Origin of the sequence: Natronorubrum aibiense (genome assembly GCF_009392895.1) — an archaeon.
In the GTDB taxonomy this organism is placed as follows: Archaea; Halobacteriota; Halobacteria; order Halobacteriales; family Natrialbaceae; genus Natronorubrum; species Natronorubrum aibiense.
This window is the reverse complement of sequence record NZ_CP045488.1, coordinates 3305477-3318260: the sequence shown is the minus strand read 5'-3', so window position 1 is coordinate 3318260 and position 12784 is coordinate 3305477. Positions and strand designations below refer to the sequence as shown.

The window sequence follows — 12784 nt, the reverse complement described above, 5'->3', positions numbered from 1 at the left end:
GTCAAGTCGACCGCTCGAGTCGCGGTCTAAACGCGTTCGACGATCGTCGCGATCCCCTGTCCAAAGCCGATACACATCGTCGAGAGCGCGGTGTCCTGGCCCGTTCGCTCGAGTTCGTGCACGAGCTTCGTCAGCAACGCTGCGCCGGTTGCCCCGAGCGGGTGGCCGTGAGCGATCGCGCCGCCGTTGACGTTGACGTCCTCCCACGACGCGCCGGTTTCCTCGAGCCAGGCGGCGACGACTGACGCGAACGCCTCGTTGACTTCGAAGAGGTCGATGTCCCCGATCGTCATATCGGCCTTCTCGAGGACCCCCTCGGTTGCCGGAATCGGGCCGGTAAGCATCGTGACGGGATCGACGCCGACGACCTCGGTCTGGGTGATGCGGGCCATCGGCTCCCAGCCGTGTTCCTCGGCGGCCGCCTCGCTCGTGACCAGCAGCGCCGAAGCGCCGTCGACGATCCCCGAGGAGTTCCCCGGATGGTGAACGCCGTCACCTTCCTCGCGGAAGGACAGCGGTAGCTTCGACAGCGTCTCGAGGTCGGTCTCTGGCCGCGGGTGTTCGTCCCGCTCGACGGTGATTGTCTCACGGGTCGCTTCGCTTCCCGTTCGATTCTCCGAGTCGCTTCGCGACTCACTCTCCACCTCGAGTTCGGTCTCGACGGGCACGACCTGATCGTCGTATCGACCGTCTTCCCAGGCCTCACCCCAGCGGCGCTGGGAGTCGACGGCGAGTTCGTCCAGTTCCTCGCGCGTGAAGCCGTAGTTCTCCGCGATCCGTTCGGCCCCTTCGCCCTGGTGGGTCAGTTCGTCGAAGTGCTCGAAGTAGGTGTCCGTGACGGCACCACCGCCGGAGACACCGTCAGCGCCGTCCGAACCCAACGGGACGCGAGTCATGTGCTCGACGCCGCCGGCGATCAACACGTCGTGTTGGCCGGCCATGATATTTGTCGCGGCGAAGTTGACCGCCTGCTGGCCGGAGCCACACATCCGATTGAGCTGGACGCCGGGGACGACGTCGCCCCAGCCGGCGACCATCGGTGCGAGCCGGCCGATGTTGAGCCCCTGCTCGTCGATCGGCGTGACACAGCCGTAGATAACGTCCTCGACCGTTTCGGGCTCGAACCCGTTTCGCTTGGCGAGCGCCTCGAGCGGTTTCGCTGCCAGATCCTGCGGATGTGTGTCCCGGAACGAGCCGCCTCGCTTGCCGAATGGGGTCCGCACCGCGTCGACGATGACTGCATTGTTCATAGTTCTCATGGTACTATCTCAGCGCTCCCCATAGACGTTCCGCTCGGACTGTGTCTCGAGGTCGAGTTCGATCCGGAGCGTGTCCGCGACAGTGGTTTGGGACGCTCGAATTCGGTTATCCCGACGGTCGGTCGGCGCTCGAGGCGTACGTTTATGGGATTTGTTACCTAACGACTTCGAATATGGATCGAAACCGGACTACGGCGTCACGTCGCCCACGATCGAGGGCCCGCTCGAACGACCCACCGCAGCGACCGAGCTATCAAGGTGAGCTACGTGCCCACTAAGTCGATGGCCGACCTCGGGGCAATGGTCGGTGACTCGCGGGTCACCGTCGAGGACTTTCGGATCGAGCGGGGTAAAGTCGAGGAGTTCGCGCGGGCGATCACGGACCCGAACCCGGTGTTTCGGGACGCGGCCGTCGCACTCGAGCTCGGCTACGACCGGATTCCGGTCCCGCTGACGTATGCACGAGTCAGCACGTTTCCGCGGTATCGGGCCGATGGCGTCGATGGTCACGGCTTCGACCTCGGCTTCGAACCCGAATACGTCCTCCACGGCGAGCAGGCCTACGAGTACGAACGGCCGTTGCAGGTCGGCGACGTCCTGACGGGGACGACCACCCTTTCTGATGTCTATCAGCGCGACGGCGGCCGGGCCGGAACGATGACCTTCGCCGTCTACGAGACGGCCTACCGGGACGACGCCGACGACCTCGTTCTCACGGAACGGGCGACCGTCATCGAAACGGAGGGGGCCATCCAGGACGACGCAGAAGGCGACAGATCTGACGACTCGAGCGATCCCGATTTCGAACCAGAACCGAAACCCCAGACGGCCACGGCCGAATCCGGACCGGGAGCCGAGAGTGGCTCAACCGTCACGTCCATCGACAATATCGCCGTCGGCGACACCGGACCGACGGTCGTCGTCGACGACCTTTCGCGCCGACAGTTCGTCGAATACGCCGGCGCGAGCGGCGACTTCAACCCGATCCACTACGACGAATCCTACGCCCGCGCGGCCGGCAACGACCGCGTCTTCGGGCAGGGGATGTTTACGGCCGGCGTCACCTCACGGGTCGTCACCGACTGGGTCGGCCTCGAGTCGGTGTCGTCGTTTCGCGTCCGCTTCCAGTCGCGGGTCTTCCCCGGCGATACGATCGTCGCGACCGGCGAGGTCGTCGACAGCCAACCCGGCGACGGCATCGTCGAGTTGGCTCTCGAGACGACGAACCAGCACGGCGAGCCCTTACTGAACGGGACGGCAACGGCGACGTTCTCGACTGACGGCTGATCTGGCCCTCAGCCCCCGAGGCCGTACGGGCAGTCGCGTCCAACTGACGTGTGTCGCAACCCGGCTGTGCGCACGTCTACATTCGAGAGCCGAACCCATCTCTCCAGCACACTCACCGTATCGGGGCTATCGTGTACAATGCAGGCACGTCGATTAATACTGCTCTCGGCTGAACGAACGGCTAGCATGAGCGTCGTGAGTCGACTCCGACTCCTCGTCGGTAGCGGCGGGGAGTTGTACGAATGTCGGAACTGTGGTGAGAAGTTCGACACCGAACTCGAGGAGTGTCGAACCTGCCGATCGACGGAGATCGCTCACTACGAGTTTTGACAGTCCACGATCGGTCCTCCGCGTTCGAGACGTAGACCAGCGACGCGACCGACCGGTGGCGCAGCGGCGCCCAGTCCAACTCGAGCGCTGCGTTCTCGCCTGCTGTACCGGGCGGGTCGGGTGGACTATCGTTCGAGCGACGCACACATCTCTGCGACCCGCCTCGAGTCAGTATGGACAGGACGGAATCGGATGCGACAGCACCGTCACGCCGCGACCGTGAGTGGGACGACTCGCCGCCTACTGACACGGCGACGGCGACGTTCGGGCTGGGCTGTTTCTGGGGGCCTGACGCCCGATTCGGCGCGATGGACGGCGTCGTTCGAACGCGCGTCGGTTACGCCGGTGGGATGACCTCGGCACCGACCTACCACTCCCTCGGCGATCACACCGAAGTCGTGCAGGTCGTGTACGATCCAACCGTGGTGAGCTACGACGAGTTGCTCGAGGTCTGCTGGGCGATCCACGACTGGGGATCGCCGGCACACAAGCGACAGTATCGCGGTGTCGTCCTCACCCACACCGAGCGCCAGCACGAGGCCGCCACGCGCCAACGAACCGCCCTCGAGGAGCGAGCCGGCCGGTCGGTCGAAACCATGATCGAGCGACTCGATCAGTTTTTTCTCGCCGAAGACTACCACCAGAAGTACGAACTCCGCTCGACGCCGGTCGTCGGCGACGAACTCGCGGCGCAGTACGGCGAGACATTCGTCGACTCCACGGTCATCGCACGGCTCAACGGGTTTGTCGCCGGCCACGGAACGCCCGAACGGCGAGCGGCGCTGCTCGAGACGCTGGATCTGGACCCGCAGGTACTCGCGGAACTCCGGCGACGGTTTCGATCGGGATAGCGGCCGAGACGCCACCGTGTGCGTAACTGCTGCTCGTCCTTTTTTATACGTCGCGCTCGAACCGTCGGCTATGACTGGCGACGACTACAAACTATTCGGCGTGTACGCCTCGGAACCGGTCGTCGACGCGCTCGCCGACGCGCTCTACGAGGAGGCCGGCGTCGTCGACCTCGAGACGTACTTCGACGACACGTCGGAGTCGGTGCCCGCTGGCGATCCGGGTGCCGAGGCGACGGATGCATTCGCCACAGACGTACTCGAATCGTTCGCCACCCTGTACGATCGCGCCGATTTCGAGGCGACCGAGCGCGTCGACCCCGACGCGTTCGAACTCGTCCACCTCGCCACGACACCACAGCGCGTCACGGGCCTTCGGGAGCGGTTCCGGGCTGCCGCGACCATTCAGGAGACGGACCTGCGGACAGTTCAGACCGCGATTCTCGCCGTCGCACTCGACGTCGAGCCAACGGTGTGAGCGTAAGGGTACTGTGCTCGAGTCGGTGACGCGTCGCTTATTCGTCTGGGTTCCGGCGTTCGACCATCCCGTGTGCGAGCCACCTGATGACGACCTCGCCGTCCTGATTGCGCCCCTCGAGACGGGTGTCGACGTACCCGCGTTTGGGATCGCTCTCCGAGACGCGCTTGTCGACGACCTCTGTCCGAACGGTGAGCCTATCGCCCGGCGTGACGGGCCGTTTCCAGCGGAGGTCGTCGACTCCACGTGCACCCATTCCAGCCTGCTCACCGAGGATGCCGTCGACGAGCAATCGCATACAGATCGACGCGGTGTGCCACCCCGACGCGACGAGTTCGCCAAACGCCGAATCGTCGGCCGCCGCCTCGTCGACGTGAAACGGCTGCGGATCGTACTGCTCGGCGAACTCGACGATTTCGTCTTCCGTGACCTGATACTCGCCGAACTCCTCGGTGTCTCCGATCTCGATGTCTTCGTAGTACTGCATCCTCGTGAACTGTGTGTCAGGCGAACAAGAGTCTATGGAAACGAGATGCAAGGTGACTCGGCCGTCAGGCTTCCTGCACGTCGTAGATGCTCACCCAGTGGTCGGGATGGGCTGCTTCGTGTGCGCTTGCGTCTCGGTTTGCCGTTGGCCAGTCAGGACACTCCCGATCCAACTCACAGCTGTCACAGCGAAGGTGGTATGGCATACCATAGTATTCGACGAATCCGTGCTTAAGCGTTTGTCCGGCATCGAATCTATAGTAACAACTGAAACGATTTACACACGCATCATACAGCCGTCGTGCGATGCGGTGTGCATTGACTTTCAGTGGCTACTATAGTGCTCGACTCGAGCGTGTCCGCTTCGGGACGCACCGTCATGGAACCTTCACGAGTCGTCGAAGCTGTCGGTAGATCGGTCCCCCGACGGCGTCGCCAGCACGGGCGAGGATCACCGTCCGATCGGTCCGGTGGACGACGGTCCGTGGGATCGACCCGACGAGCCGGCGATGTAACGCCCCTTGTCGTGTCGCACCGAACACCAGCACGTCGTGGGTGGCCGCTTCGTCGACGAGCGCTCCGACGATATCGTCGACGTCGTGAAGCCGTACCTCCACGTCGACGCTCGGCCCCGGCGTCTCCTCAAGGGCTAACTGTGCGTCGACGGTCGACTCCTGTGCGACGTCACTATCGACGTCGGCGCCGATAACCGAGACGATGGTCACCGTGGCGTCGTTACGAGCCGCGATCGCCTTCGCGATAGTGGCTGCCGGACGAACGTGCGGGCCGCCAGCGACCGGCAGCAGGACCGAATCGACGCCGTTCGCCTCGCTCCCGATCCGTTCGACGTAGAGATCACAGGGCGCTCGCTCGAGCAGCCGATCCACGGTCGTCCCGAGCACCGCGTTGGTCCGCCCGCGACGCTGTTCCCAGCCGATTACGAGCGCCCGCGCGTCGGTTCTTTCGATCGCTGTCAGCAGGCCATCGGACACCGAGTTGCCGACCACCAACTCGCCGGTGACCGTCACGTCATCCGGCGCGACGCTGGTTGCTCGATCCAGCGTTTCCTGTGCGTCGCCCGAGTACTGCTCGAGGATCGCATCGTCGGTATACACCGAAAATGGCGACTCGTGGGACTTGACTACGACCGAGACGATCTGTACGACACCGTCGGTCGCTCGAGCGAGGTCACCGGCCGTCCGCGCCAACTGCTCGGCGTGCTCGGGGTTCGCGATCGCAACCAGTACCGGCCGTTCTTCCGATGCCGTCGCCATAATTGGTATTTGGTACCAAGAGACTGAATACTCTCGGATACGATTGGAAGACAGTCACCTCGAGCGTACAAACGGGAGGTGAATCGAACGTTGAGAGCAAAGCGGCGGTCGATTTTCCCCTCGAATGTTCGCTTCGACGCTGGTGACTGCTATTTGGGGATCAAACGCGTTAGACCACTGTATGCCCACAGATGAGTCTACTTCCAACGGGAGTACTCGTCTCTCTACGGACCTCAGGGCGGGCGTGCAGTACTGGGCCCCGGCCATCGCCATGAGTCTGACGACGTTCATCGTGGTCCTCAATGCATCCCTGATGAACGTGGCGATTCCCACGATGGTGGACGAGTTCGACACCACGGTCACCGTGATTCAAGGGGCGGTTGCACTGTACTCGCTGGTGACAGCTGCGCTGGTTCTCCCGGCTGGTACGCTGCCGTCTCGGCATAGTATTCGGCGTGTACTGGCAGTCGCACTGCTCGTCTATGCCGGTGGGACGCTGGTGGCGTCGCTGAGTTGGAATACGACGATCCTCTATCTCGGCTGGTCGCTCATCCAGGGTTCCGCGGCCGCCGTGATCTTTCCCCTGACGTTCACCGTACTGATAATCAGTTACGAGGACGATGACCGAGCGAAGGCGTTCGGACTGCTAGCTGGCGTGAGCGGAGTTGGATCGACTATTGGACCGATTATCGGTGGCGCACTAACCACGTATGCGAGTTGGCGGTGGGGGTTTACGTTGCAACTCGTCGGTGTGGGAGTCGTGCTCTTCTTCGCGCAGTACGTCAGTCCGAACCCGCTGTCAGAAACGCGCCGTTCGCTGGATAAAGGCGGGACAGTGCTGTCCATCGTCGGTGCGACGTCGCTCGTCACTGGGTTCCTTCTGAGCGGGAAGTACGGGTGGTTAATCGAACGCCGGCCGTTCGTCGTCGGCGAGATGCAATTCAATCCGTTCGGGACGTCGCCGGCGATCTGGTTTCTCGGGGTCGGACTGCTCGGGTTCGCCGCGTTCGTTCAGTACGAACGTCGACTGGAACGGGCTGGGAAGTCGCCGCTCGTTCCGTTGCACGTCTTGACGAACCGCCCGTTTTTGGCCGGTGTTCTCACATACAACATGCGCTCGATCATCTCGGCTGGCTTCTTTTTTATCTTCCCGGTCTATCTCCAGGCAGTACTCGGATACACCGCCTTTGAAACTGGGGTCGCGCTGTTACCGTATTCTCTCGCATCGATCCTTTTTTCGACGGTTACACCCAATTGGCGAAAGTACGTCTCGCCAAAGACGCTTATCCAGATCGGTATCGTGTGTATGGGCGTCGCGCTGGTGCTGTTGTACGAGCAGACGGGCCCCGATCAGACGATCGTCAGGATGGCGCTCCCGGTGGCGCTGTATGGGGCCGGCGTCGGCCTCATACTGGCACAGATTACCAATATGACGATGTCGGCCGTTCCGACCGCGTACTCCGCCGAGGCATCCGGCGTCCTGAACGTAAGTTATTCGATCGGGTTCTCCCTGGGGACTGCAGTGATCGGCTCGTATTTTCTCGGCCGATTCTATGGGAGTGTCGTCGATGGCGTACTCCGAGCGGAACACGTGACCGTTTCAACGGCGCAACGAAACGATCTGGTGATCGCGCTCGAGGATGCAGCAGAGACAGCGACCGACGCCACACAGCAACAGTTCCTGAACCAACTCACTCCGGCACAACGACAGTTGCTCGAGGGCATCTTCGAGGCGGCGATGTTCGACGCGCAACGGGCAACGCTGCTGCTTCTCGTCCTGTTCGTGTTACTCCTGCTTATTGCATCGACGTTCTTACCACGGCAGATACCGGACGCCGACGACGGAACCGACCACCCCGAATCGTCACAGGATGCGACACGTGAGGCGTCTGAAACGGCCACAGAGGACTAACCGACATCGGGTATCTCGGATGAAGCCGGCATCCGTTCAGTCGGCTCAGTGAGGCTCGAGAAACCGCTGATGGCACACTATCAATCACCGCAGGACTGTCGGCTGCGACTATACTGGAGTTTGCCTTGAATAGGGGTGGGCCAGATTTGAACCACGCCGAGACGTGCTCGTGGTTCGAGAGAGCGAAGCTCTCTCGTCATCACGAAAGACGCGAAGCGTCTTTCGAACGACTACGCTGCCGCGACTCGTCTGATACAAACTGCCAACCATTTTTGACGACACGGACTCCTCGCTACGCTTGTCGTCATTGTATCGTCAAAAATGGGTTGGGGCAGATTTGAACTGCCGACTTCCTCCGTGTGAAGGAGGTATCATAACCGGACTAGATCACCAACCCGCACGAAATGCTTCCCGGGCGTTCGACTTAAGACTTCCTTTCATCAGTCGTCGACAGCCCCGGCTGACTCTGTCACCGAACGCGACGCTCGAGCGCGCGCCCAACGCTGCGCACACGTCGTTCGGCGGTTTGCTCGAGTCGCCCGAATCCCGTTCGAACGCCCTCGAGGCGATCAGGTTCGGGGGTTGGCTCCCGGCCCAGCCGGGTTCGAAGCGCAGTCAGGTATGGCTCGAGAGTTTCGCGGACGCCGAGTGTCGCGTGTTCGCCGGCACGGGTGAGGTAGTACAGACTATCGCGGAAGTGTTTATTCATAACTCTCAGACACTCTGGAGGCGACCAGCGAATATAGCCCTTTCGCAGCCGACAGTATCGTTCGAACTTAGAGCAGCGCGAGTATCGTCGAGGTGATGGTCTCGACGACCGTGTCCCAGAGTGAGATGCCCGTACCGATCTGGAGGACGGTGTCGAGACCGAAAAAGAGAAAGAGCGCTGCGCCTGCGAAGTGGGCCGTTCTGGCGTCGAACCGGTGAGAAAACCGGTGGAAGAAGAGGGCGTTCGCAGCACTGACGGGGATGATCGCGAGCATCTCGCCCGCCCAGATGGCGGGGTGAGCGCCGTACTGGGCTGCGAGGCCGATGGTGACGAGTTGGGTCTTATCGCCGAACTCGCCGACGGCCATGAGAACGAAGATCGGAACGAAGCCGCGCAGATACGGCGGGATCTCGTATCCGAAAAGCGAGAGGTCGAACGTACCGGGTGCTGCGACGCCACCGTCGGTCGTGGTAGCCGACTCGTCCGCCTCGGGTGCCGACCGAAGCAGGACCACGGCAAAGAGCAAGAACAACGCGGCAGTGATCACGTTGAGGGAGACGGGATCGAGGACACTCCTGAGCGCCGCACCGAAGAGGATCTCGAGTGCCGTCCATCCGGCGAAGGCGCTCCCGGCGGCGGCGACCACGATCCACGGATTGTACCGGGTCGCAAGCCCCGCGATAATGAACTGAACCTTCTCGCCGGGCAACACCGACAGCTGGAGGACAAACGAAACGATCAGGATCTCGAGCCAGCCGGTCATCCGTTTCGGGAACGGGCGCACGGTCGGTCGTCAACGGTGCGATCCACACACCGATTTAGACGCGTCTAACGTATATTATTCACGGTCCAAAGCACACAGCAAATCTCGGCGCGGTGTCGAACCGCTATCATCGATTGCGACCGACCGGCGGCCGGCTTGAGGCCGACCACGTGCGACGGGGTCAGTACTGCGGCTGTTCTTCGCGCTCCCCGTCGCGTTTGTTCACGACACGAGCGAGGGTGAACAGGCCGTCGGAGAGGCGGTTCAGGTACTGGACGGCCTGTTCGTTGATCGGCTCCTCGTTGGCGAGTGCGACCGCCCGCCGTTCGGAACGTCGACAGACCGTACGCGCGTGGTGGAGTTTCGAGCCGTGTTCGCTGCCGGTCGGCAGGATAAACGAGGTCAGCGGCTCGAGTTCCTCGTCGTACTCGTCGATCCAGTCCTCGATAGTCTCGACGTGCTCGGCGCGGACGACGGGATCGTCTTCGTCGGGGTCCGGGTTGGCGAAATCCGCCAGCACGACGTGCAGTTGGTTCTGGATCGTCCGCAGTCGCTCGTTAATATCGTCGTGGTCGGTCGGCCGAATCGTGCCGATGAGGGCGTTGAGTTCGTCGACGGTCCCGTAGGCTTCGATGCGGGCGCTCGATTTCGAGACTCGGGTCATATCTCGGAGATCGGTCTTCCCCTCGTCGCCGCGACCTGTGTAGATCGACATACGTGAATCGAGGGCGGGTGAGTACTTAACTTCTGTCAGGCGAGTTGTGTGACGCGACGTTCGAGTGCTGCCTCGACACGTCCAACCCACCGGCGAACACCGACGGGACGACAACAGATGCCGGAATCAGTATCTTCAACAGGCCCCGTGCGCAACTCCCGCGCATGGCTATGGAACTCGAGCACTACTGTCCCGACTGCGACGCCGACCGGACGTTCTACCGCGCCGCAAGCACGACGGTGCACCTCGGCGAGAAAGTCAAGTGGCACTGTCCGGAGTGTGACTACGGCTTCGTCCGCATCAGCGACAACGGCACGGCCGTCGACTCGAGCGCGTAACGACCCGTCAGTTCTCTCGGTTTCGCGAGGGACGGTCCGAACCCGTAGCTCCGGCTGCCTCGAGCCCTCGACAGTGATATTTATCACTGCCTCGAGAGACGCTGTTCGTACGCCGGCGAAACCGCTCGAATCGTGTTCGCGACGTGTTGTAGTTCCATGCCCAGCAGGACGACGACGTCGGACAGCGAGACGATGCCGACGAGGTCGCCGTCGTCGACGACGGGGAGTCGACGGACGCCTTTGGTGGACATGAGATCGACGAGGTCGTAGACGCCCGCGTCCGCGGGCACCGTTACGAGGTCGTCATCGATGATGTCGCCGACCGGCGTCTCACCCGTCGCTCCGCCCTCGTCGAGCACTTCGAACGCGAGGTCGCGATCGGAGACGAGGCCGAGCGGGTCGTCCGCCGACGCGACGAGCACGCTGCCGACCCGTTGCGTTTGCATCGTCTGCACCACGTCCGAGAGCGTCGCGTCCGGCTCGACGGTGACCACCGTTTCGCGAGCGATGTCGATAACTGCCATACGCAGTCATCGCCGCTCTGACCCACAAGTGTTACCCCGATTCCACACGGCCGACAGCGACCGACGTCGCTCGCGACCGCGCTGCGTCGGTCCCCAGCGCCTCGTTCTCACTACTTATGGTCGACAGGGACGTGGGATCACGTATGCAAGGGCGCAGGCTGGCAACGACGGACGAACTCATCGCGATCGTCAGCCCCGACAGCGAGGGTCCCCTCGAGACGCTTGCCGACTGGGCTGACGAGCGCGACCTCGGACTGTCGACCGTCGACGTCGGCGACGATATCGGGGGCGTCTACGACGAGAACCGGGCGACGCTCGGGATCACCCTCGGCGGCGACGGCACCTTCCTCGAGGGGGTCAAGACGTTCGCTCCGCGAGACATTCCCCAGTTGGGCGTCAACACGGGCACACTTGCCTTTCTCGCCCGCGTCGAGCCCGAAGACCTCGAGGTGGCTCTCGACGAGGTACTTCGCGGGCGGGCCGCCGTCGACAGCCGCCAGCAAGTCCACGTCGCTGCGCCCGGCGTGGACGCGACCGGGATCAACGACGTCATGGTCCAGCAGGTGCCCCCGGAGAACCCGATCGACCGGAAGGTGACGCGACTCGACGTCTACGCGGACAACGAGTACATCGGCGAGTTCGAGGGCACGGGACTCGCGGTGTCGACGCCGACCGGTTCGACGGGCATCTCGCTGTCGGCCAACGGCCCGGTACACTACCCAGTGAACAACCACACCCTCCAGATCGTCCCGCTGCACACGCACACCTTGGGTGTCAGACCGATCGTCGTCTCCCCCGAGACGGAACTCCGAATCGTCACGCAGGGACAAGCGAGCCTGCTGGTCGACGGTGGGCGCGCCCACACGATCGTCAGCGAGGGCGACGAGATCACGATCACGGGGGCCGACAAGCGCGCTCACGTCGTCCGAACCAGCTACGACGACCACTTCTTCACCGCGATCACGAAAAAACTCGGCTGGACGATCCGGGACGCGACGGTGCCGTCCGAAAAACGCCTCGAGTCGACCGCACGTCCGGGTGCGTCACCGGCCGACAACGGGCAGGATATCGTCGAGCGTGCGCTGACGGTCGCCACGGAGGCCGCCAGAGCCGCCGGCGAGCCGCTACGAGAGCTCCACGGACAGGTCGAGTCGATCGCTGTCAAAAGCGACAAATCCGACATCGTCACCGAGGCCGACCATCAGGCCGACCGGATCATCACGACCGCCATCGGCAACGAGTTTCCCGACCACGCGATCTTCTCGGAGGAGAGTATCCGTCAGACCGGCGAGAACGCGGCGTACCTCTGGGTGATCGACCCGCTCGACGGCACCGGCAACTTCGCTCACGGCAATCCCAACTACTCGATCTCCGTCGCGCTGGTCGAAGACGACGAGCCGGTGATGGGCGTCGTCTACGTCCCCGAGACCGACGAACTGTTCACCGCGATCGCGGGCAAGGGTGCCTGGCGTGACGGTGACCGAATCCAGACGACCGACCGCGACCGACTCGACGAGAGCATGCTCATCTCCGGCTACGACCCCGACGGACTGTTCCTCTCGCATTTCTACCAGGAGTCGAGAGGCGTCCGACGGCTCGGCTCGGCCGCGCTCAACCTCTGTTATCTCGCCAGCGGCAGCGCCGACGCCACCTGGGAACACGACACCCATCCGTGGGACATTGCCGCCGGCCTCGTGATCGCCCGCGCCGCCGGCGCGACGATCACCGACGAGTCGGGCGCGCCGTTCGAGTTCGAACTCGAGACGGACGAGCGACGGGCGCTGCTCGGCTCGAACGGGTCGCTCCACCCTGCGTTGCTCGAGCACTTAGAAGACGGGCTCACGACGCCGGTAGAGTGATC

The 12784-nt window shown here is 63.1% G+C and carries 15 protein-coding genes and 1 tRNA gene; 7 read left to right on the top strand and 9 right to left on the bottom strand.

The genetic code is table 11. From position 1 onward, the window contains the following. Positions 1-26 precede the first annotated feature (26 nt). Positions 27-1250 carry a thiolase family protein gene (locus tag GCU68_RS16440; RefSeq protein ID WP_152943432.1) on the bottom strand — a complete coding sequence of 408 codons (1224 nt, stop codon included), beginning with the start codon at positions 1248-1250 and terminating at the stop codon, positions 27-29. 291 nt (positions 1251-1541) lie between these two features. On the opposite strand from GCU68_RS16440, the gene GCU68_RS16435 reads away from it, so the two are divergent. The 4 genes from GCU68_RS16435 to GCU68_RS16425 all read left to right on the top strand — a co-directional run bounded on the left by GCU68_RS16435 (position 1542) and on the right by GCU68_RS16425 (position 4202). After that, positions 1542-2546 carry an FAS1-like dehydratase domain-containing protein gene (locus GCU68_RS16435; protein ID WP_152943430.1) on the top strand — a complete coding sequence of 335 codons (1005 nt, stop codon included), beginning with the start codon at positions 1542-1544 and terminating at the stop codon, positions 2544-2546. A 186-nt stretch (positions 2547-2732) separates the two neighbouring features. Continuing rightward, on the top strand, positions 2733-2876 hold the full coding sequence (locus GCU68_RS21400; protein WP_168927107.1) for a hypothetical protein: 144 nt from the start codon (positions 2733-2735) through the stop codon (positions 2874-2876). A 173-nt stretch (positions 2877-3049) separates the two neighbouring features. After that, the gene (gene msrA, locus GCU68_RS16430) at positions 3050-3727 is read left to right on the top strand and encodes a peptide-methionine (S)-S-oxide reductase MsrA (RefSeq protein WP_152943428.1); all 678 of its coding nucleotides are present in this window, start codon (positions 3050-3052) and stop codon (positions 3725-3727) included. A gap of 70 nt (positions 3728-3797) precedes the next feature. Next, positions 3798-4202, top strand: coding sequence for a hypothetical protein (locus tag GCU68_RS16425; RefSeq protein WP_152943426.1), 405 nt, complete (start codon positions 3798-3800; stop codon positions 4200-4202). Positions 4203-4239: 37 nt separating this feature from the next. Here GCU68_RS16425 and GCU68_RS16420 read toward each other — a convergent pair whose 3' ends face one another. The 3 genes from GCU68_RS16420 to GCU68_RS16415 form a co-directional block, all read right to left on the bottom strand. Then, the gene (locus tag GCU68_RS16420; protein WP_152943424.1) at positions 4240-4689 is read right to left on the bottom strand and encodes a MaoC family dehydratase; all 450 of its coding nucleotides are present in this window, start codon (positions 4687-4689) and stop codon (positions 4240-4242) included. 64 nt (positions 4690-4753) lie between these two features. After that, positions 4754-4894 carry a hypothetical protein gene (locus GCU68_RS21395; protein WP_168927106.1) on the bottom strand — a complete coding sequence of 47 codons (141 nt, stop codon included), beginning with the start codon at positions 4892-4894 and terminating at the stop codon, positions 4754-4756. Between the two features lie 171 nt (positions 4895-5065). Next, the gene (locus GCU68_RS16415; RefSeq protein ID WP_152943422.1) at positions 5066-5962 is read right to left on the bottom strand and encodes a universal stress protein; all 897 of its coding nucleotides are present in this window, start codon (positions 5960-5962) and stop codon (positions 5066-5068) included. 271 nt (positions 5963-6233) lie between these two features. Between GCU68_RS16415 and GCU68_RS16410 the strand changes: the two genes are divergently transcribed. Next, a complete protein-coding gene (locus GCU68_RS16410) occupies positions 6234-7874 on the top strand; it encodes an MFS transporter (protein WP_152943757.1) in 1641 nt (546 codons plus the stop codon). 322 nt (positions 7875-8196) lie between these two features. Here the strand turns inward: GCU68_RS16410 and GCU68_RS16405 are convergent. The 4 genes from GCU68_RS16405 to GCU68_RS16390 form a co-directional block, all read right to left on the bottom strand. After that, positions 8197-8271: transfer RNA gene (locus GCU68_RS16405), tRNA-Val, on the bottom strand. A gap of 72 nt (positions 8272-8343) precedes the next feature. Further along, positions 8344-8583 (bottom strand): DUF7553 family protein, encoded by a 240-nt coding sequence (locus GCU68_RS16400; protein ID WP_193565058.1) that lies wholly within the window; start codon positions 8581-8583, stop codon positions 8344-8346. A gap of 67 nt (positions 8584-8650) precedes the next feature. Then, positions 8651-9346: a TMEM165/GDT1 family protein gene (locus tag GCU68_RS16395; protein ID WP_152943756.1), complete on the bottom strand. Its 696-nt coding sequence runs from the start codon at positions 9344-9346 to the stop codon at positions 8651-8653. Between the two features lie 181 nt (positions 9347-9527). Beyond that, positions 9528-10061: a cob(I)yrinic acid a,c-diamide adenosyltransferase gene (locus tag GCU68_RS16390; protein ID WP_152943420.1), complete on the bottom strand. Its 534-nt coding sequence runs from the start codon at positions 10059-10061 to the stop codon at positions 9528-9530. A 164-nt stretch (positions 10062-10225) separates the two neighbouring features. Here GCU68_RS16390 and GCU68_RS21390 point away from each other — a divergent pair, with 164 nt between their 5' ends. After that, positions 10226-10399 (top strand): DUF7838 family putative zinc beta-ribbon protein, encoded by a 174-nt coding sequence (locus GCU68_RS21390; protein ID WP_168927105.1) that lies wholly within the window; start codon positions 10226-10228, stop codon positions 10397-10399. Positions 10400-10482: 83 nt separating this feature from the next. Here GCU68_RS21390 and GCU68_RS16385 read toward each other — a convergent pair whose 3' ends face one another. Then, entirely contained in the window at positions 10483-10923 is a 441-nt protein-coding gene (locus tag GCU68_RS16385; protein ID WP_152943418.1) for a CBS domain-containing protein, read from the bottom strand. A gap of 143 nt (positions 10924-11066) precedes the next feature. Between GCU68_RS16385 and GCU68_RS16380 the strand changes: the two genes are divergently transcribed. Continuing rightward, positions 11067-12782, top strand: a complete 1716-nt coding sequence (locus GCU68_RS16380; RefSeq protein WP_152943416.1) for an NAD(+)/NADH kinase — start codon at positions 11067-11069, stop codon at positions 12780-12782. The last annotated feature ends 2 nt before the right edge of the window (positions 12783-12784 follow it).

Bases quoted from the DNA above. Each gene is read 5' to 3' on its own strand.
- GCU68_RS16440 (WP_152943432.1), bottom strand. From the start codon at position 1,250: ATGAACAATGCAGTCATCGTCGACGCGGTGCGGACCCCATTCGGCAAG.
- GCU68_RS16435 (WP_152943430.1), top strand. From the start codon at position 1,542: ATGGCCGACCTCGGGGCAATGGTCGGTGACTCGCGGGTCACCGTCGAG.
- GCU68_RS21400 (WP_168927107.1), top strand. From the start codon at position 2,733: ATGAGCGTCGTGAGTCGACTCCGACTCCTCGTCGGTAGCGGCGGGGAG.
- msrA (WP_152943428.1), top strand. From the start codon at position 3,050: ATGGACAGGACGGAATCGGATGCGACAGCACCGTCACGCCGCGACCGT.
- GCU68_RS16425 (WP_152943426.1), top strand. From the start codon at position 3,798: ATGACTGGCGACGACTACAAACTATTCGGCGTGTACGCCTCGGAACCG.
- GCU68_RS16420 (WP_152943424.1), bottom strand. From the start codon at position 4,689: ATGCAGTACTACGAAGACATCGAGATCGGAGACACCGAGGAGTTCGGC.
- GCU68_RS21395 (WP_168927106.1), bottom strand. From the start codon at position 4,894: ATGCCATACCACCTTCGCTGTGACAGCTGTGAGTTGGATCGGGAGTGT.
- GCU68_RS16415 (WP_152943422.1), bottom strand. From the start codon at position 5,962: ATGGCGACGGCATCGGAAGAACGGCCGGTACTGGTTGCGATCGCGAAC.
- GCU68_RS16410 (WP_152943757.1), top strand. From the start codon at position 6,234: ATGAGTCTGACGACGTTCATCGTGGTCCTCAATGCATCCCTGATGAAC.
- GCU68_RS16400 (WP_193565058.1), bottom strand. From the start codon at position 8,583: ATGAATAAACACTTCCGCGATAGTCTGTACTACCTCACCCGTGCCGGC.
- GCU68_RS16395 (WP_152943756.1), bottom strand. From the start codon at position 9,346: ATGACCGGCTGGCTCGAGATCCTGATCGTTTCGTTTGTCCTCCAGCTG.
- GCU68_RS16390 (WP_152943420.1), bottom strand. From the start codon at position 10,061: ATGTCGATCTACACAGGTCGCGGCGACGAGGGGAAGACCGATCTCCGA.
- GCU68_RS21390 (WP_168927105.1), top strand. From the start codon at position 10,226: ATGGCTATGGAACTCGAGCACTACTGTCCCGACTGCGACGCCGACCGG.
- GCU68_RS16385 (WP_152943418.1), bottom strand. From the start codon at position 10,923: ATGGCAGTTATCGACATCGCTCGCGAAACGGTGGTCACCGTCGAGCCG.
- GCU68_RS16380 (WP_152943416.1), top strand. From the start codon at position 11,067: ATGCAAGGGCGCAGGCTGGCAACGACGGACGAACTCATCGCGATCGTC.